This window comes from Enterobacter sp. LU1 (genome assembly GCF_008271405.2).
In the GTDB taxonomy this organism is placed as follows: Bacteria; Pseudomonadota; Gammaproteobacteria; order Enterobacterales; family Enterobacteriaceae; genus Enterobacter; species Enterobacter hormaechei_C.
In genome coordinates this window covers 475,979-492,895 of sequence record NZ_CP043438.2, presented here as the reverse complement: position 1 = coordinate 492,895, position 16,917 = coordinate 475,979, and the positions used below count along the sequence as shown (strand labels likewise).

Sequence of the window (16,917 nt, the reverse complement as noted above, 5' to 3'; positions counted from 1 at the left end):
CCGTGAGTTTATTCGATAAAAAGCATCTGGTATCACAAGCCGATGCGTTACCGGGACGCAACACCCCTATGCCAGTGGCAACATTACACGCCGTAAACAACCATTCAATGACAAACGTTCCTGATGGAATGGAGATCGCCCTGTTTGCCATGGGCTGCTTCTGGGGCGTAGAACGCCTGTTCTGGCAACTGCCGGGCGTGTACAGCACCGCTGCGGGCTACACCGGAGGATATACGCCTAACCCAACCTATCGCGAAGTCTGTTCCGGTGAGACCGGTCATGCTGAAGCGGTGCGTGTGGTGTATGACCCGAGCGTCATTAGCTATGAACAGCTGCTCCAGGTGTTCTGGGAAAACCATGACCCGGCACAGGGTATGCGTCAGGGTAACGATCACGGCACCCAATACCGTTCGGCCATCTACCCGCTCACCCCAGAGCAGGAGGCCGCCGCCCACGCCAGCCTGACGCGTTTCCAGGAAGCGATGCAGGCGGCCGGTGATAAACGTCAGGTCACGACGGAAATCGCTACCGCGAAACCGTTCTACTATGCCGAAGACGACCACCAGCAGTACCTGCATAAAAATCCGTATGGCTACTGCGGCATTGGCGGCATCGGCGTTTGCCTGCCTCCACAGCAGGCCTGATTACTGCATCAGCGCCACGCGAGCCGCGTGGCGCGTGGCATTACTCACCGAGCCGTAATCAATGACTTTCCCCTGCAACAGCAGGTTAAACACTGGCGCCTGTGGTCGGTTGAGCCGCGTTTGCAGCAAATGCACCGCTTCTATACCCAAATCCCGACAGGGCACCGTGATCCCCGTAATGGGCTTTTCAAGCCGGTTTGCTAAATTCCACGCAAAATCGGTGGTGATGATGGAGATGTCTTCCGGCACGCGCAGCCCATGCCGCTGTAACGCCTTCAGCACACCCTCGGTCATGCTGGTGCTGTTGGGAAAAATGACCTCAGGCCACTGCGCTCTGTCGTGACGTAACAGCCACGCATCCAGCTCGCGCTCAGCCTCTTCAGCGGTAAACCACTCCGTGACCAGTAAATCCCGCTGCGGCTCAAACGCCACATGAAAATGCCGGTACGCTTCTTTAATTCCATCCAGCCGGGCATAGAGCGTGTCCCGGCGTAAACAGGTGATGGTCAGCACCCGGCGATGCCCCTGCTCGAAAAGATATTGCATCGTGGTAAAGCCGATTGCGCGATGATCGGGCGAAACCGAATCCAGCACCCGGTCCCGGTCGACGGAATTAATTAATACACAGGGTTTATTCAGCGTGCTGGCCAGCTTAAATATGGTGGAATCATCCGTACCAATGATAATTATTGCGTTAATATTTTTATGGCTTGCCTTTTCCATAAATAATTTCACGTCCGCATTCTGTTCCTCTAATCCGCAATAACTGATCCAGACATTATGTGGCGCGCTGGCTTCCGCAATGCCTTTGGTCACTTCCAGATAAAAAATATCCCCACGACCCTGAAACGTTCTTTCAGGCGCAAATACAGCGATTCCGTTAATTAAAAGCCGTCCGCTCGCCATCGACTCCAGCACGCCAAGCTCCCGTGCGATGCGGACAATGGCTTCCCGGGCCTTATCGCTGGTATAAGACTTGCCGCTCAACACCCTGGAAACCGTGCTCACGGAATATCCCGTCAGGGATGCGATCTCCTCCATTTTTAACTTGCCCGGCATAGTGTGACCTCGCTCTCAATCAGTTTTTGCAAATATTTGCAGAAACAGCGCTTTGATTTTAAAACCAAATTTCAAAATGGTTGGAGTTTACTTATTCACCTTGCGAGTATTCTCACAAAAACACATTGTCGCTACGTCTCGCCTTTCCTATTTTTCGGTCATCACGCTTTTTGGCTGAAATTAAGGTGAGACATGGAGAAGGTACGTTTTGGCATTATTGGTATAGGTAATATCGGTACGGTCCACGCACGCTATTTACTGGCCGGAACCGTCAGCGACGCCTGCCTTACGGCGGTGTGCGATAACGCGCCGGAAAAGCATCCGGCCATTCGGCAGCTGGTTGGTGGCATTCCGCTGTTCAGTGATGCGCAGGAGATGCTCCAGAGCGGGCTTATCGATGCGGTCATTGTCGCCACGCCGCATTACGATCACCCGCACCTGTCGATGCTGGCGATGCGCCACGGCATTCATACCCTGTGTGAGAAGCCAGCAGGCGTCTACACCGCGCAGGTCCAGGAGATGAACGCCTGCGCCCGGGAGTGCGACGTGGTGTTCGGCATCATGTATAACCAGCGGCCCAACCCGCTGTATCAGAAAGTGAAAGATCTGATCGACAGCGGCGAGCTGGGCGAGATCCGCCGCTCCAACTGGATCATCACCAACTGGTATCGCTCGCAGAGTTACTACAACTCCGGCGGCTGGCGCGCCACCTGGAAAGGGGAAGGCGGCGGCGTGCTGCTCAACCAGGACCCGCACCAGCTCGATCTCTGGCAGTGGCTGGTGGGCATGCCGGTTCGTCTGCGCGCGTTTTGCCAGTTCGGTAAGCATCGCGATATCGAAGTGGAAGACGAGGTGACAGCCTACGCCGAATATGCCAGTGGCGCGACCGGCGTGTTCATCACCACCGTCGCGGAAACACCAGGTACCAACCGCCTGGAGATTGTCGGCGATCGCGGCAAAGTGGTCGTCGACGAGGGCAAACTGCGCTACTGGCGGCTGCGCGAATCGGAAACCGAGTTTAACGCTCGCTGGCAGAATGGCTTCGGTGAGCCGGAATGCTGGGAGGTTTCTGTCCCTGTTGCCCCGGAATACAGCGAGCACCACGTCATCACCGCCAACTTCTGCGCCGCCGTGCTGCGCGGCGAGCCGTTGATTGCACCGGGTCTGGACGGCATTCGCGGTTTAACCCTCTCTAACGCCATGCACCTCTCCACCTGGACGGACGACTGGGTTGAGCTACCGCTGAACGAAAAGCAATACCTGCGCCTGCTTCAGCAGCGCATCAGCACCTCTGTAGATAAAGGGGCCACCAGCATCACGCTGGATGCCGCGGGTACCTGGTAACACCGGAGAAAATCGATGTTAAATGTCGCCATTGTGGGAACAGGAAATATCTCCCATAACCATATTCAGGGTTATTTGCAGTTTGGACAGCGCTGCCGGATCGTTGCGCTGGTTGATATCTATCCGGAGAAAGCGGAAGAGAAAAAAGCGCGTTACGGCCTGACGGACGCCCGCGTGTACGCCAGCCACCGGCAGCTGCTGGAGGATGCGCTTCCCATCGATATCGTTGACGTCTGCACCCCGCCCTATGTCCATGCGGAGATCAGCATTGATGCGCTTCATGCCGGCTGCCATGTGCTGTGTGAAAAACCGATGGCCGCCTCGCTGGAGGAGTGTGATGCGATGATCGCCGCCCAGCAGGCCAGCGGAAAAACGCTCTCCATCATTGCCCAGAACCGCTTTACCGATGCCTTCTGGCGCTTAAAAGCGGCGCTGGATTCCGGCCTCGCCGGAAAAATATGCCATGCGCAGGTGGATTCCTTCTGGTGGCGCGGACATTGCTACTACGACCTGTGGTGGCGCGGCACGTGGGAAAAGGAAGGGGGCGGCTGCACGCTGAACCACGCGGTGCACCATATTGACGCCATTCAGTGGATGCTCGGCTTCCCGTCTGAGGTGGTGGCGATGATGACCAACGTGGCCCATGACAACGCCGAAGTGGAAGACCTTAGCGCCGCGATATTCAAATACCCCAACGGCGCACTCACCCAGCTTACCGCCTCGGTAGTACACCACGGGGAAGATCAGAAGATCATTATCCAGGGTGATAAAGCGCGCATCTCCGCCCCATGGCAGGCTTATGCCAGCGTGAGTGCTGACAACGGCTTCCCGCAGGAGACCAACGATATTGAGCGAGAAGCCCGGCTTGATGCCGTTTTCCAGGCGACGCCCAGGCTCGAATGGACTCTGCACACCGGGCAGATTAACGACCTGCTTCAGAGCATTGAGCGCGGTACGGCCCCGCTGGTGGACGGCGTGCAGGGTAAGCGCTCGCTGGAGCTGATTACTGCGATGTATAAATCAGCCATTACCCGCAGTGTCGTTTCCCTGCCTGTTGGCCGCGATGATCCGTTTTACCGTACCGGCGGGACGAACGCCCTCGCCCCCCGTTTTTATGAAAAATCCGCAAGCGTCGCCAACTTCAGCGAAGTGGGCGCTATCCCTCAGGGTAAAGATCTGGATCGAGGACTGTAACCATGAACAAGAATGACGGAATGAACTACGCGCCGGTGGGCAAACCGCAGCCGGTGGTGCAGGCGGGTGAATTTGTATTTGCCGCCGCCGCGCTCGACCACGGCCATATCTACGGAATGTGTAATGGCCTGATTGAAGCAGGTGCCACGCTGAAGTGGGTTTACGATCCCGATCCGGCGAAAGTGGACACGTTTGTTCAGCAGTACCCGCAGGTGAAGGTGGCTGATTCCCTGGACGTTATTCTCGCCGATGACGACGTGCGCCTGGTGGCCGGGGCGGCCATCCCCTCCGAACGCTGTGCGCTGGGGCTGAAGACGATGACGGCTGGTAAAGACTACTTCACGGACAAAGCGCCGCTCACCACCCTTGAACAGCTGGCAGACGCCAAAGCGATGGTGGAGAAAACCGGGAAAAAATACGCGGTCTACTACAGCGAGCGTCTGCACGTGGAAAGCGCGGTCTTTGCCGGGCAGCTGGTACAGCAAGGCGCCATTGGTCGCGTGGTGCAAACCCTGGGCATGGGGCCGCACCGGGAAGGGACTGGCCGCCCGGACTGGTTCTACGATCGTCGCTATTTCGGCGGCATCCTTTGCGACATCGGCAGCCACCAGATCGAGCAGTTCCTGTTTTATACCGGCAACCGCGACGCCACCGTGGTCGCCAGCCAGGTGCGCAACGTTAACCACCCGCAGTATCCCGCATTCGAAGATTTTGGCGACGCCATGCTCAAAGGAGAAAACGGCGCCAGCGGCTATTTCCGTTGTGACTGGTTCACTCCTGACGGGCTCTCCACCTGGGGCGATGGTCGCCTGACGCTGCTCGGTACCGACGGGTATATCGAGATCCGTAAATATGTCGATCTCACCCGGGGTGAGCAGGATGTCGTCTACCTCGTCAATAACGAGGGCGAGTTCCGCTATCCTGTGGCCGGGCAGGTTGGGTTCCCGTACTTTGGCGAACTGATCCTCGACTGCCTGCACCGCACCGAAAATGCCATGACTCAGGCGCATGCTTTCAAAGCTGCCGAACTGTGCGTGAAAGCACAAATGCTCGCAAACGCAGCTGACTAAGGGGACGACATGAACATCCTGAACACGGCGATTATCGGTGCCGGGGCTATTCACAGTTGCCATGTGAATGCCCTGAGGCAAATCCCCAATGTCGCGCTGCGCGCGCTGGTCGATATCGACAGCGTCAAAGGACTGAAGCTGGCTATGAACTATCAGTGCCGCTTTTATCAGGATTACCGGGAAATGCTGCTGGATGACAGCATCGACGTGGTGCATATCTGCACGCCCCACTTCGAGCACAAAAACATGATTCTGGCGGCGCTGGCCGCCGGGAAACATGTCTTTTGCGAAAAACCGGTGGGCATGAACAGCAGCGAGCTTGCCGACATTGCCTCTGCCGCCGCGCAGGCACCCGGCAGGCTCGGCGTCTGCTACCAGAACCGGCTCAATCCGACCAGCCTGCGCATTCGCAAGGAGCTGGCGGAAGGCGTACTGGGAAAGATGTTAAGTATCAAAGCTGTGCTGACCTGGTCCCGCTCGGGGGCGTATTACACGGAAAGCCCGTGGCGCGGGCAGCTGGCAACGGAAGGTGGAAGCCTGCTAATCAACCAGGCGATCCATACCCTCGATCTGATGCAGTGGTTCGCGGGTGGCGTCACGCGGCTGAAGGGGGTAGTCGACAGCGGGGAACTGGCTGACGTCACGCAAGGGGAAGACAGCGCGATGGCCACGCTTCACTTTACCAACGGTGCGCGCGGTCTGTTTTATGCCAGCAACTGCCACACCACGGATTCCCCCCTCTGTCTGGAGATCCAGTGCGAGCGCGGCTCACTGCTGCTCAACGACAACACGCTCTGGCGCATAACGCCCGGCGAACGATTTCGCCTGGAAAGCGATGCCTCTCCCGATGGCACCGCAAAAAGTTACTGGGGATTAGGACACCAGCAGGCGATCCGCCGTTTTTATCACGCTATTCACCACCCGGAGAGTACGGATTTTACCGATATTTGTACCGCCGGAAAATCACTCAAGATTGTGGAGGCTTTTTATCGGTCATCTCAGTTAAGACAATGGATAGATATTAATAATTAGAACGTCACGTGTAGTCCAGCAGTGCAATAAAAATACAACCTCTACATCTACCCTACACTGGATATTATTATGGTTAAACCAACTGAACGCAGAGTGGGTTATGGCGTGGCGCTTGGCTACGGCATAACCGACCTCTTTGGCGGAGGCGCTTTCGCCATTATCGGCACCTGGCTGTTATTTTTTTACACCACCTATTGCGGATTATCCGTCGTGGAAGCCGGCTCTATATTTGCTATTGCCCGCGTCATTGACGCGGTATTAAGCCCGATAATGGGTTACATCACCGACAATTTCGGCGACACCTGGCTTGGGCGTAAATTTGGCCGTCGTCGTTTCTTCTTATTACTCAGCTCTCCCTTAATGTTCCTCTATGCTCTGCTGTGGCTGACGGACATGGGTTACTGGTATTACCTGGGCACCTATCTTTCCATCGAACTGCTTTCAGCGATGGTGCTGGTGCCGTGGGAAACCCTCGCCGCGGAGATGACCAACCGCTATGAAGAGCGCAGCCGCCTGTCGGGCGTAAGGATGATCTGCTCGCAATTGGGCGGTTTTCTTGCGGTGTCGGTTCCGGGCGTGATTATGCAATTTACCGGCAAAGATAATTCCTTTACCTACACGCTAACCGGACTGATATTTTCCTGCGTCTTTTGCATCGCGGTATTTATTACCTGGTACAGCACCTGGGAAGCAAAAGATGTGCATCAGGAGTATGACTTCAAAGTTGATACCCAGCGCAGCAGCGGAGTAATTAATCACCTCAAATATCTGGTGCTGGATCTCTTCTCTTCTTTTCGTATTCGCGCTTTCCGCCTGCATATTCTTATTTATATTTTCTCCTTCACCGCGATGGACGTATTTGGTTCAGTCTTTACCTATTACGTGGTGTATTGCCTGAGTCAGGATGCGGCAGCAGTGTCCGGCTGGCTAAGTATTGCGGCTTTTGCCTCCGTGCCGGGCACGTACGGATTTATGCTGTTACTCAACAGGCTGAACATGACCCCTTCCGCCGCACTGCGCCTTTCGTATAGCTGCATTTTCCTGGTGCTGGCATTCCTGTTTACGGTTTATCTCACCAAAACAGAGGTGCCAACGCTGCTGTTCTCCGCCGTCTTCATCCTGCTGGTTGCAGCCCGTTCCGGCCTCTATTACATTCCGTGGAATATTTATAGCTTTATTCCGGATATCGACGAGATCGTCACGCAGCAGCGCCGGGAAGGCATTTTCGCTGGCGTAATGGTGTTGACCCGCAAAAGCACCGTCGCCATTGCGATTATGATTATCGGCCTGGTGTTGCAGGAGTCCGGTTTTGTGAAAGGCAGTGGCGCACAGCCTGAAAGCGCGCTGGGAGCAATAATTGGCCTGATGATTTTGCCACCGCCGCGCTGCTGGCAGTGAGCTTCTTCGCGACCTACAAATTTAAGCTGACCCGCGAGACGCATAAGGTGCTGCTCAAGGAGATCGCGCGTCGGAAGCTCGGTGGCGACTATCGCGACTGCGGCGCCAGCACCCGCGTGGTCATCAAACAGCTGACAGGCTATGAGTACGATCAGGTCTGGGGCGGCGATGCCACACGCCTGGCTGTAGGCGAAAACTTATCCACCGTGAAATAGCCCTTCTCGCCGGATCGGCCCCATGCCGGCCCGGCTTTTTTTGCCGAAAACGTGACCTCTGGCAGGTTTACACGTCTTTACGCTATACTACCGCTGAAATAATCGGCTCAACGCTACGAGCTGAGTTCAATGTGTCTTCACACGAATGGTATCAACTCCCCTTCTGAGGATCTGGCGAGAAGCCGGATAAACTATGTTAAACAGTATTTTAGTAATACTTTGTCTTATTGCCGTCAGTGCATTTTTCTCGATATCGGAGATCTCGCTGGCTGCCTCCCGTAAAATCAAACTGAAGCTGCTTGCCGACGAGGGCAACATCAACGCATCACGCATTCTGAAAATGCAGGAAAACCCCGGCATGTTCTTTACCGTGGTGCAAATTGGCCTGAATGCGGTCGCCATTCTTGGCGGTATCGTGGGCGATGCAGCGTTTTCTCCGGCGTTTTATAGCCTCTTTGTTAAGTACATGTCCGTAGAGCTGGCCGAGCAGTTGAGCTTCATCCTCTCCTTCTCCCTGGTCACCGGCTTGTTCATTTTATTCGCGGACCTGACCCCGAAACGCATCGGTATGATTGCGCCAGAAGCTGTGGCTTTGCGTATCATCAACCCGATGCGCTTCTGCCTGTATGTCTTCCGTCCGCTGGTGTGGTTCTTTAACGGCCTGGCGAACGTCATTTTCCGCATCTTCAAGCTGCCGATGGTGCGTAAAGACGACATCACCTCCGACGATATTTATGCGGTGGTGGAAGCCGGGGCGCTGGCAGGCGTGCTGCGTAAGCAGGAGCACGAGCTGATTGAGAACGTTTTCGAACTGGAATCCCGTACCGTGCCGTCCTCCATGACCGGCCGTGAAAACATCATCTGGTTCGATCTGCATGAAGACGAGCAGAGCCTGAAGACCAAAGTGGCGCAGCACCCGCACTCCAAGTTCCTGGTCTGTAACGAAGATATCGACCATATCATCGGCTATGTGGACTCCAAAGACCTGCTGAACCGCGTGCTGGCAAACCAGAGCCTGGCGCTGAACAGCGGCGTGCAGATCCGCAACACCCTGATAGTGCCGGACACCCTGACGCTCTCCGAAGCGCTGGAAAGTTTCAAAACCGCCGGGGAAGACTTCGCGGTGATCATGAACGAATACGCGCTGGTGGTGGGCATTATCACCCTCAACGACGTTATGACGACCCTGATGGGCGACCTGGTCGGCCAGGGGCTGGAAGAGCAGATTGTTCAGCGTGACGAAAATTCATGGCTCATCGATGGCGGTACGCCGATTGAAGACGTCATGCGCGTACTCGACATTGACGAGTTCCCGCAGTCCGGCAACTACGAGACCATCGGCGGCTTTATGATGTTTATGCTGCGTAAAATCCCGAAACGTACCGACTCGGTGAAGTTCTCCGGCTTCAAGTTTGAAGTGGTGGATATTGATAACTACCGCATCGACCAGCTGCTGGTAACGCGTATTGATAGCAAACCGACCGTGCTGGTGCCGAAACTGCCGGATGCCGAAGAGAAGGTGTCGGCGTAATCCTTTGTGTGCCCCACAAACATCAACGGCTCCCATCGGGAGCCGTCTTTTTAACTACTACTGCATAGCACGTTGGTTAAGCCATCTCAGTTTGCAGACGCATAACCTGACGGTTGACTTCGGACATCACAGACAAGTGCTGTTTGTCCTTCACTTTTGGGATAAGGATTTTGCCCTTATCGAACTCAAAAGCGCCAACATCCTTGATGTACAACCGTCCACGGAACAGGATCTTCACGTACTTCGCCACCTGAAGCGGGTTGTAGCGTTGGAAAATTTTCATTCTTGTATCTCCTGCGAATCATACGCTCTTGCGGTGCCACAATCGGCCCGACTGTCCTGAGCGCAAATTTTGATGCCCAATGACTATAGACCAGAACCTCGTACTTACCCAGTGTGCATAAGTTTATTTACCGTTTGATTACAATTATTCAGAATAATCTTTGCAAAGCGTGATACAGCGCAGTATATGCCGTCGTTTTTGCATGGATATGTGCGTTCGCCCGCAAACTGGCATCGGGATTGCGGGAAAAGCCTATTGATCGCACTTATGATTAAAAGCGCATGACCAAGTGGTCGGATCACCTGCTAACAATAAGGAAACACCATGACCCTACGTAACCTCCTGGCAGCAGCTTGCCTGTTGCTGCCGCTGATGGCTTCCGCACACAACATTGAAAAAGGACAACGTGTCCCGCCGGTCGGGATTGCTGACCGGGGAGAATTGATTCTCGACAATGATAAGTTTAGCTATAAAGCCTGGAATAGCGCGCAGCTTGCGGGCAAAGTGAGAGTTGTACAACATATTGCCGGGCGTACATCCGCTAAAGAGAAAAACGCTACCCTCGTGGAAGCGATCAAGGCCGCAAAACTCCCGCACGATCGCTACCAGACCACCACCATCGTGAACACCGACGACGCGATTCCCGGCTCCGGGATGTTTGTGCGCTCAAGCCTTGAGAGCAATAAGAAGCTCTATCCCTGGTCGCAGTTTATTGTCGACAGCAATGGCATGACGCGTAAGGCGTGGCAGCTGGAAGAGGAGAGTTCAGCGATTGTCGTGCTGGATAAAAACGGTCGCGTACAGTGGGTTAAGGACGGCGCGCTGACGCAGGATGAGGTGCAGCAGGTGGTTGCCCTGCTGCATAAGCTGCTGACTCAGTAAAGTGACACCCGGAAGCCCGGATTCAGGAATGACTCGCGCGGGGTGTAGTCCAGTGGCTTACCCTGCCAGTCATGCACATGCGCGCCAGCCGCCGCCGCCACCGCATGCCCTGCCGCCGTATCCCAGACGTTCGTCGGCCCGAAACGGGGGTACAGCTGCGCCTGCCCTTCCGCCACCAGACAGAACTTCAGCGACGAGCCAATCGACGTCGTCTGGTGTTCCCCCAGCTGTTGCAGGTACTCCTCCAGCTCGCTGTCACTGTGCGAGCGGCTGATCACCACCAGCGGAGGACGGGCATCACGCACCTGGATCTGCTTACGCACGCCGCACTCTTCCTTCCAGGCTTTACCTTCCGCCGCGCTGTACATCACCTTCATCACCGGGGCGTAAACCACGCCAAGCACCGCTTTTCCTTTTTCAATCAGGGCGATGTTGACGGTGAATTCACCGTTACGCTTGATAAACTCTTTCGTGCCGTCCAGCGGGTCGACAAGCCAGTAACGCTGCCAGTGCTGACGTTCATCCCAGCTCTGGGGCGCTTCTTCAGAAAGGACCGGAATATCCGGCGTCAGGGCCTGCAAACCTTTCAGGATCACCGCATGCGCCGCGATATCCGCCGCCGTCACCGGGGAGTCATCCGCTTTGCTGACAACATCCATCGGTTTCGCACCGTCGTACACCTGCATAATGGCATCACCCGCATCCCGTGCGAGCTGACAAATTTTATCTAACATTCTCCACCTCTTCGTTAACGCAGTGGGCATAACTTATTGTTTTAGTTATATCGTAATGTGAACAATTCCGCTATCTGTGAAGCAATTCTGGTTTCAGCACCCTTTTTTCTGGCAGCATTCACACTTCTGTAAGCAACAAATACTACATACATATTCTTTTGTGGCTTGGATCGAAAAAAGGACTCCTCAGATGATTAAGTTTAGCGCAACGCTCCTGGCAACGCTGATTGCGGCAAGCGTTCAGGCAGCGACGGTGGATCTCCGTATTCTGGAAACCACCGATCTGCACAGCAATATGATGGACTTCGATTACTACAAAGATACCCCTACGGAAAAATTCGGACTGGTACGCACGGCAAGTTTGATCAACGCCGCCCGCGGTGAAGTGAAAAACAGCGTGCTGGTCGATAACGGGGACTTAATTCAGGGCAGTCCGCTCGGCGACTACATGGCGGCGAAGGGGCTGAAAAAAGGCGAGATCCATCCTGTTTATAAGGCAATGAATACGCTGGACTATACCGTCGGCAACCTGGGCAACCACGAATTTAACTACGGCCTGAAATACCTGCACGACGCGCTGGCAGGTGCAAAATTCCCGTACGTTAACGCCAATATCATCGACGTTAAGACGAAGAAGCCGCTCTTCACCCCTTATCTGATTAAAGAGACCGAGGTTGTCGACCAGGACGGTAAAAAACAGACGCTGAAAATCGGCTATATCGGTTTTGTGCCGCCGCAGATCATGACGTGGGATAAAGCCAACCTCGACGGGAAAGTGACCGTCAACGACATTACCGAAACCGCGCGCAAATACGTGCCGGAGATGCGGGCGAAAGGGGCGGATGTGGTCGTCGTCGTGGCGCACTCTGGCCTCTCGGCCGACCCGTATCAGGTGATGGCTGAGAACTCCGTGTACTATCTCAGCCAGGTGCCGGGCGTGGATGCGATCCTGTTTGGACACGCCCACGCCGTCTTCCCGGGCAAAGATTTCGCTGATATCAAAGGCGCGGACATCGAAAAAGGGACGCTCAACGGTGTGTCATCGGTGATGCCGGGCATGTGGGGCGACCACCTTGGCGTGGTGGATCTGGTGCTGAATAACGACAGCGGAAGCTGGAAAGTCACGCAGTCGAAAGCGGAAGCGCGTCCGATCTACGACGCAGCGGCCAAAAAATCTCTGGCAGGGGAAGATAAAAAGCTGGTCGACGTCCTGAAGCATGACCACGACGCGACGCGTGAATTTGTCAGCAAGCCGATCGGTAAATCGGCTGATAACATGTACAGCTTCCTCGCGCTGGTACAGGATGACCCGACCGTGCAGGTAGTCAACATGGCGCAGAAAGCCTATGCGGAGCACTATATTCAGGGCGATCCGGATATGGCAAATCTGCCGGTACTGTCTGCCGCGGCGCCATTCAAAGTGGGCGGGCGGAAGAACGATCCGGCCAGCTACGTTGAGGTGGAAAAAGGCCAACTGACCTTCCGTAATGCCGCCGATCTCTACCTCTATCCCAACACCCTCGTGGTGGTGAAAGCTACCGGGAAAGAGGTGAAGGAGTGGCTGGAGTGCTCTGCCGGGCAGTTCAACCAGATCGATCCGCACAGCAGCAAACCGCAGTCGCTGATTAACTGGGACGGTTTCCGCACCTACAACTTCGACGTGATCGACGGCGTGGAATATCAGATTGACGTCACCCAGCCCGCGAAATATGACGGCGAATGTCAGGCCATTAATCCGCAGGCAGAACGTATCAAAAACCTGACCTTCAACGGCAAAGCGATTGATCCGAATACCACTTTCCTGGTGGTGACCAACAACTACCGCGCCTATGGCGGCAAGTTTGCCGGTACGGGTGACAGCCACATCGCCTTTGCCTCGCCGGATGAGAACCGTTCGGTGCTGGCGGCGTGGATCAGCGCGGAGTCGAAAAAGACGGGTGAAATTCATCCGGCGGTGGATAACAACTGGCGACTTGCGCCGATCCACAGCGACACTAAGCTGGATATTCGCTTTGAGACATCTCCGTCCGATAAAGCAGCCGCGTTTATCAAGGATAAGGCGCAGTATCCGATGCAAAAAGTCGCGACGGATGATATTGGGTTCGCGATTTATCAGGTGGATTTGAGCAGGTAGCGATGATTGTGCCGGGTGGCGGCTTCGCCTTACCCGGCCTACCCGCAATCCTCGATCCCGTAGGCCGGGTAAGCGCAAGCGCCACCCGGCATTTCACGCCGCACGCTCGTCCCTATTCGCCATCACCTGCGGCGTATTGACCTCAATCCAGTCGGCCAGCGCGGCCACCTTCTCGCTTACCTCCTGCCCCATCGGCGTCAGGCTATACTCCACATGCGGCGGCACGACCGGATACGACACGCGATCGACAAACCCGTCATGTTCCAGCGCCTGTAAAGACTGAGCCAGCATCTTCTCGCTGACGCCGCCCATCTTGCGGCGCAGATCGCTGAAGCGATGCGTCCCCTGACGTAACGCCACCAGGATCAGCACGCCCCAGCGGCTGGTTACGTGTTTGAGCACCTCCCGTGACGGGCACTGTTCCGCAAAGAGGTTGCCATCGCGCATTTGCTCGCTGAGCGTTGGTATTGTTGTTTTCATACTTACCTTTTTGTACGTACTTACTAAAAGTTAGTTATGGTGATAGTGTGCCACAACACCAGACAAACACGAAGGAGATTCATCATGATCGCGATTACCGGCGCAACCGGCCAGCTTGGCCAACACGTTATTGAAGAACTGCTGAAAACCGTTCCAGCCAGCCAGATCGTGGCTATTGTGCGTAACCCGGCGAAAGCCGAAGCGTTGCGTCAGCAAGGGGTCGTTGTGCGTCAGGCGGATTACACCGATGAAGCCGCATTTACCACCGCGCTGAACGGCGTGGATAAACTACTGCTCATCTCCTCCAGCGAAGTGGGCCAGCGTGCCGTACAGCACCAGAACGTGATAAACGCCGCCAAAGCCGCCGGGGTGAAATTCATCGCCTATACCAGCCTGCTGCATGCTGACAAATCTCCGCTGGGTCTGCACGTTGAGCACGTCGAAACCGAAAATGCCCTGGCGGCCTCCGGCGTGCCTTACGCTCTGCTGCGCAACGGCTGGTACACCGAAAACTACCTGGCAAGCGCGCCGCCAGCGCTGGAACACGGCGTATTTATGGGTGCCGCAGGCGAAGGCAAAATTGCCTCTGCGACCCGTGCGGATTACGCGGCGGCGGCAGCGAAAGTGATTTCTGAAGAGGGTCATGCCGGCAAGGTGTATGAACTGGCGGGTGATAATGCCTGGACGCTGAGCGAACTGGCTGCGGAACTGAGCAAGCAGAGCGGTAAGCCGGTAACGTATCAGAACCTCAGCGAAGCCGATTTCGCCGCTGCGCTGAAGGGCGTTGGTCTGCCTGCCGGGCTGGCGGAGATGCTGGCGGACTCCGACACCGGCGCGTCCAAAGGCGGCCTGTTCGACGACAGCCGTACCCTGAGCAAACTGATCGGCCACCCAACCACATCACTGGCGGAAAGCGTCAAAGCCATCCTGTAGTTGTTAAAAATTGGTTATTTTTTGTGGCATCCCCTCGGGTCATCTCTGATAATGAAGCGATGACCCACAAGGAGGCTCACCGTGCAAGGCGTACCGGAACAGTTCACTGATGAGAGAGACAGCGCGCGCTTTCGCCATCTGGCGCAGTTGCCGGGCCTGGAGCTTTATCACGCCCATATCTCTGACTACGCCTTTGAGCCTCACACTCATGAAGCCTTCGGTATCGGCACCATCGAAACCGGTGCCGAACGCTTCCGCTATCGCGGTACCCAGCATCTTGCCGCGGAAAAATCCGTCGTGACCATGAACCCGGACGAGATCCACACAGGGGAATCCGCCACCGAAGGCGGCTGGCGCTACCGAATGGTCTACATCGAACCCGACCTGCTGGAAGAGGTCACCGGCCTGCGTCACTGGTGGTTTAATGACGTCACGCGCCACGACCCTTTGCGCTCGCAGCAGATTGGCCGGTTAATTTACGGCCTGTGGCACACCAACGATCCGCTGGCGCAGAAGGGGCTGCTACTGGATTTGATTCAGACTTTTCAGCCACTGGCCCATCATGCGCCGGTGGTGCAGGAGGCCGCGCACCGCTTCGAACGCGTTCGCGACTATCTGCACGACAACTATATGCGCTCGCTGACCCTGGACGAGCTGGCTAACGTTGTCTCGCTCAGCCCGTACCATTTTCAGCGCCAGTTCAAAGCCCATTTCCACGTTACGCCCCACCAGATGCTGATGGCCATCCGGCTGTGGCGCGCAAAAGCATTCCTCACCCACGGCATGCCTGCCGCCGAGGTGGCCGCCGCGACCGGGCTGACCGATCAGTCGCATTTAACCCGCGCCTTCACCCGTCGCTACGGCATCACGCCCGTGCGCTACCAGAAACAGGTTATGCCGCGCTAATGCGCAACCTCATACAATACGCGCGCGTTTTGCCCTCCTACACTGATCGCAAAGTGAATCAAGATGGATGGAAAAATGATTAGCGGCGTGTTGTATGCCCTGCTTGCGGGTTTGATGTGGGGGCTGATTTTTGTCGGCCCGCTGATTGTGCCGGAGTACCCGGCAATTTTGCAGTCGACCGGACGTTACCTGGCGCTGGGGCTGATTGCCGTGCCGCTGGCGTGGCTGGGGCGCGCGCGTCTGCGTCAGCTGGGCCGCAAGGACTGGCTCACCGCGCTGGCGCTGACCATGATGGGTAATCTGATCTACTACGTCTGTCTGGCGAGCGCCATTCAGCGCACCGGTGCGCCGGTGTCCACCATGATTATCGGCACGCTGCCGGTGGTCATCCCGGTTTTCGCGAACCTGCTTTACAGCCAGCGTGACGGCAAACTGGCGTGGTCAAAAATGGCGCCCGCTCTGGTCTGCATTGCCGTGGGGCTGGTGTGCGTGAATATTGCCGAGCTTCGCCACGGCCTCGAAAACTTCAGCTTGTGGCGTTACGGTTCAGGGATCTTTCTGGCGTTTATCTCGGTTGTCTGTTGGGCCTGGTATGCCCTGCGCAACGCACGCTGGCTGCGGGAAAACCCGGATAAACATCCGATGATGTGGGCGACGGCGCAGGCGCTGGTCACCCTCCCTGTCTCGTTGCTGGGCTATGTGGGCGCGTGTGTCTGGCTGGGTAGCCAGCAACCGGCATTTACCCTGCCCTTCGGACCGCGCCCGTGGGTATTCGTCGGGTTAATGGTCGCCATTGCCGTGCTCTGTTCGTGGGTGGGGGCGCTGTGCTGGAACATTGCCAGCCAGAAGCTGCCGACGGTGATACTGGGGCCGCTGATTGTCTTTGAGACGCTGGCAGGGCTGCTCTATACCTTCCTGATGCGTCAGAGCGTGCCGCCGCTGCTAACGGCCTGCGGGATCGCGCTGCTGGTCGTTGGGGTGGTGATTGCGGTGAGAGCGAAGCCGGAAAAACCGATGGTCGTTCCGGCGTCGTAGGGGTGAGCTTTTCGCCCAGCGGCGCTTCGCTTGCAGGGCCTAC

General features: G+C 56.1%; 15 protein-coding genes and 1 pseudogene. 12 read left to right on the top strand and 4 right to left on the bottom strand.

Annotated elements, in window-relative coordinates; all coding sequences use genetic code 11:
• The first annotated feature begins 2 nt into the window (after window positions 1-2).
• Window positions 3-644: a peptide-methionine (S)-S-oxide reductase MsrA gene (msrA, locus tag FZF21_RS02365; RefSeq protein WP_006810351.1), complete on the top strand. Its 642-nt coding sequence runs from the start codon at window positions 3-5 to the stop codon at window positions 642-644.
• On the opposite strand, the gene FZF21_RS02360 is transcribed toward msrA, so the two are convergent.
• Window positions 645-1,703 (bottom strand): LacI family DNA-binding transcriptional regulator, encoded by a 1,059-nt coding sequence (locus FZF21_RS02360; RefSeq protein WP_023302973.1) that lies wholly within the window; start codon window positions 1,701-1,703, stop codon window positions 645-647. It abuts the gene before it with no gap.
• A gap of 192 nt (window positions 1,704-1,895) precedes the next feature.
• Here FZF21_RS02360 and FZF21_RS02355 point away from each other — a divergent pair, with 192 nt between their 5' ends.
• The 6 genes and pseudogenes from FZF21_RS02355 to FZF21_RS02330 all read left to right on the top strand — a co-directional run bounded on the left by FZF21_RS02355 (window position 1,896) and on the right by FZF21_RS02330 (window position 9,487).
• Complete coding sequence (locus FZF21_RS02355; RefSeq protein WP_015572494.1) at window positions 1,896-3,047, top strand: Gfo/Idh/MocA family oxidoreductase; 1,152 nt, start codon at window positions 1,896-1,898, stop codon at window positions 3,045-3,047.
• A gap of 15 nt (window positions 3,048-3,062) precedes the next feature.
• The gene (locus tag FZF21_RS02350; RefSeq protein ID WP_063946193.1) at window positions 3,063-4,241 is read left to right on the top strand and encodes a Gfo/Idh/MocA family oxidoreductase; all 1,179 of its coding nucleotides are present in this window, start codon (window positions 3,063-3,065) and stop codon (window positions 4,239-4,241) included.
• A 2-nt stretch (window positions 4,242-4,243) separates the two neighbouring features.
• Window positions 4,244-5,311 (top strand): Gfo/Idh/MocA family oxidoreductase, encoded by a 1,068-nt coding sequence (locus FZF21_RS02345; protein ID WP_015572491.1) that lies wholly within the window; start codon window positions 4,244-4,246, stop codon window positions 5,309-5,311.
• Between the two features lie 9 nt (window positions 5,312-5,320).
• The gene (locus FZF21_RS02340; protein ID WP_045339546.1) at window positions 5,321-6,343 is read left to right on the top strand and encodes a Gfo/Idh/MocA family oxidoreductase; all 1,023 of its coding nucleotides are present in this window, start codon (window positions 5,321-5,323) and stop codon (window positions 6,341-6,343) included.
• Between the two features lie 69 nt (window positions 6,344-6,412).
• A pseudogene (locus tag FZF21_RS02335) lies at window positions 6,413-7,956 on the top strand (MFS transporter).
• Between the two features lie 193 nt (window positions 7,957-8,149).
• The gene (locus FZF21_RS02330) at window positions 8,150-9,487 is read left to right on the top strand and encodes a hemolysin family protein (protein WP_006810357.1); all 1,338 of its coding nucleotides are present in this window, start codon (window positions 8,150-8,152) and stop codon (window positions 9,485-9,487) included.
• A 76-nt stretch (window positions 9,488-9,563) separates the two neighbouring features.
• Here FZF21_RS02330 and FZF21_RS02325 read toward each other — a convergent pair whose 3' ends face one another.
• A complete protein-coding gene (locus FZF21_RS02325; RefSeq protein WP_003856054.1) occupies window positions 9,564-9,770 on the bottom strand; it encodes a DUF1107 domain-containing protein in 207 nt (68 codons plus the stop codon).
• Window positions 9,771-10,094: 324 nt separating this feature from the next.
• Between FZF21_RS02325 and FZF21_RS02320 the strand changes: the two genes are divergently transcribed.
• Window positions 10,095-10,652: a YtfJ family protein gene (locus tag FZF21_RS02320; RefSeq protein ID WP_015572489.1), complete on the top strand. Its 558-nt coding sequence runs from the start codon at window positions 10,095-10,097 to the stop codon at window positions 10,650-10,652.
• Here the strand turns inward: FZF21_RS02320 and cysQ are convergent.
• Window positions 10,646-11,386 (bottom strand): 3'(2'),5'-bisphosphate nucleotidase CysQ, encoded by a 741-nt coding sequence (gene cysQ, locus FZF21_RS02315; protein ID WP_015572488.1) that lies wholly within the window; start codon window positions 11,384-11,386, stop codon window positions 10,646-10,648. The two genes, FZF21_RS02320 and cysQ, sit on opposite strands and share 7 nt — an antisense overlap.
• A gap of 190 nt (window positions 11,387-11,576) precedes the next feature.
• Between cysQ and cpdB the strand changes: the two genes are divergently transcribed.
• Window positions 11,577-13,520, top strand: a complete 1,944-nt coding sequence (gene cpdB, locus FZF21_RS02310) for a 2',3'-cyclic-nucleotide 2'-phosphodiesterase (RefSeq protein ID WP_045350202.1) — start codon at window positions 11,577-11,579, stop codon at window positions 13,518-13,520.
• Window positions 13,521-13,613: 93 nt separating this feature from the next.
• Here cpdB and FZF21_RS02305 read toward each other — a convergent pair whose 3' ends face one another.
• A complete protein-coding gene (locus FZF21_RS02305) occupies window positions 13,614-14,000 on the bottom strand; it encodes a helix-turn-helix domain-containing protein (RefSeq protein WP_023302966.1) in 387 nt (128 codons plus the stop codon).
• Window positions 14,001-14,084: 84 nt separating this feature from the next.
• Here FZF21_RS02305 and FZF21_RS02300 point away from each other — a divergent pair, with 84 nt between their 5' ends.
• The 3 genes from FZF21_RS02300 to FZF21_RS02290 all read left to right on the top strand — a co-directional run bounded on the left by FZF21_RS02300 (window position 14,085) and on the right by FZF21_RS02290 (window position 16,874).
• Window positions 14,085-14,933 (top strand): SDR family oxidoreductase, encoded by an 849-nt coding sequence (locus FZF21_RS02300; protein WP_015572487.1) that lies wholly within the window; start codon window positions 14,085-14,087, stop codon window positions 14,931-14,933.
• 81 nt (window positions 14,934-15,014) lie between these two features.
• Window positions 15,015-15,839, top strand: coding sequence for an AraC family transcriptional regulator (locus tag FZF21_RS02295; RefSeq protein WP_017694662.1), 825 nt, complete (start codon window positions 15,015-15,017; stop codon window positions 15,837-15,839).
• Between the two features lie 75 nt (window positions 15,840-15,914).
• The gene (locus FZF21_RS02290) at window positions 15,915-16,874 is read left to right on the top strand and encodes a DMT family transporter (RefSeq protein WP_045350203.1); all 960 of its coding nucleotides are present in this window, start codon (window positions 15,915-15,917) and stop codon (window positions 16,872-16,874) included.
• Window positions 16,875-16,917 lie beyond the last annotated feature (43 nt).

Coding starts and splice junctions, on each gene's coding strand:
- FZF21_RS02360 (WP_023302973.1), bottom strand. CDS start 1,703: ATGCCGGGCAAGTTAAAAATGGAGGAGATCGCATCCCTGACGGGATAT.
- FZF21_RS02355 (WP_015572494.1), top strand. CDS start 1,896: ATGGAGAAGGTACGTTTTGGCATTATTGGTATAGGTAATATCGGTACG.
- FZF21_RS02350 (WP_063946193.1), top strand. CDS start 3,063: ATGTTAAATGTCGCCATTGTGGGAACAGGAAATATCTCCCATAACCAT.
- FZF21_RS02345 (WP_015572491.1), top strand. CDS start 4,244: ATGAACAAGAATGACGGAATGAACTACGCGCCGGTGGGCAAACCGCAG.
- FZF21_RS02340 (WP_045339546.1), top strand. CDS start 5,321: ATGAACATCCTGAACACGGCGATTATCGGTGCCGGGGCTATTCACAGT.
- FZF21_RS02330 (WP_006810357.1), top strand. CDS start 8,150: ATGTTAAACAGTATTTTAGTAATACTTTGTCTTATTGCCGTCAGTGCA.
- FZF21_RS02325 (WP_003856054.1), bottom strand. CDS start 9,770: ATGAAAATTTTCCAACGCTACAACCCGCTTCAGGTGGCGAAGTACGTG.
- FZF21_RS02320 (WP_015572489.1), top strand. CDS start 10,095: ATGACCCTACGTAACCTCCTGGCAGCAGCTTGCCTGTTGCTGCCGCTG.
- cysQ (WP_015572488.1), bottom strand. CDS start 11,386: ATGTTAGATAAAATTTGTCAGCTCGCACGGGATGCGGGTGATGCCATT.
- cpdB (WP_045350202.1), top strand. CDS start 11,577: ATGATTAAGTTTAGCGCAACGCTCCTGGCAACGCTGATTGCGGCAAGC.
- FZF21_RS02305 (WP_023302966.1), bottom strand. CDS start 14,000: ATGAAAACAACAATACCAACGCTCAGCGAGCAAATGCGCGATGGCAAC.
- FZF21_RS02300 (WP_015572487.1), top strand. CDS start 14,085: ATGATCGCGATTACCGGCGCAACCGGCCAGCTTGGCCAACACGTTATT.
- FZF21_RS02290 (WP_045350203.1), top strand. CDS start 15,915: ATGATTAGCGGCGTGTTGTATGCCCTGCTTGCGGGTTTGATGTGGGGG.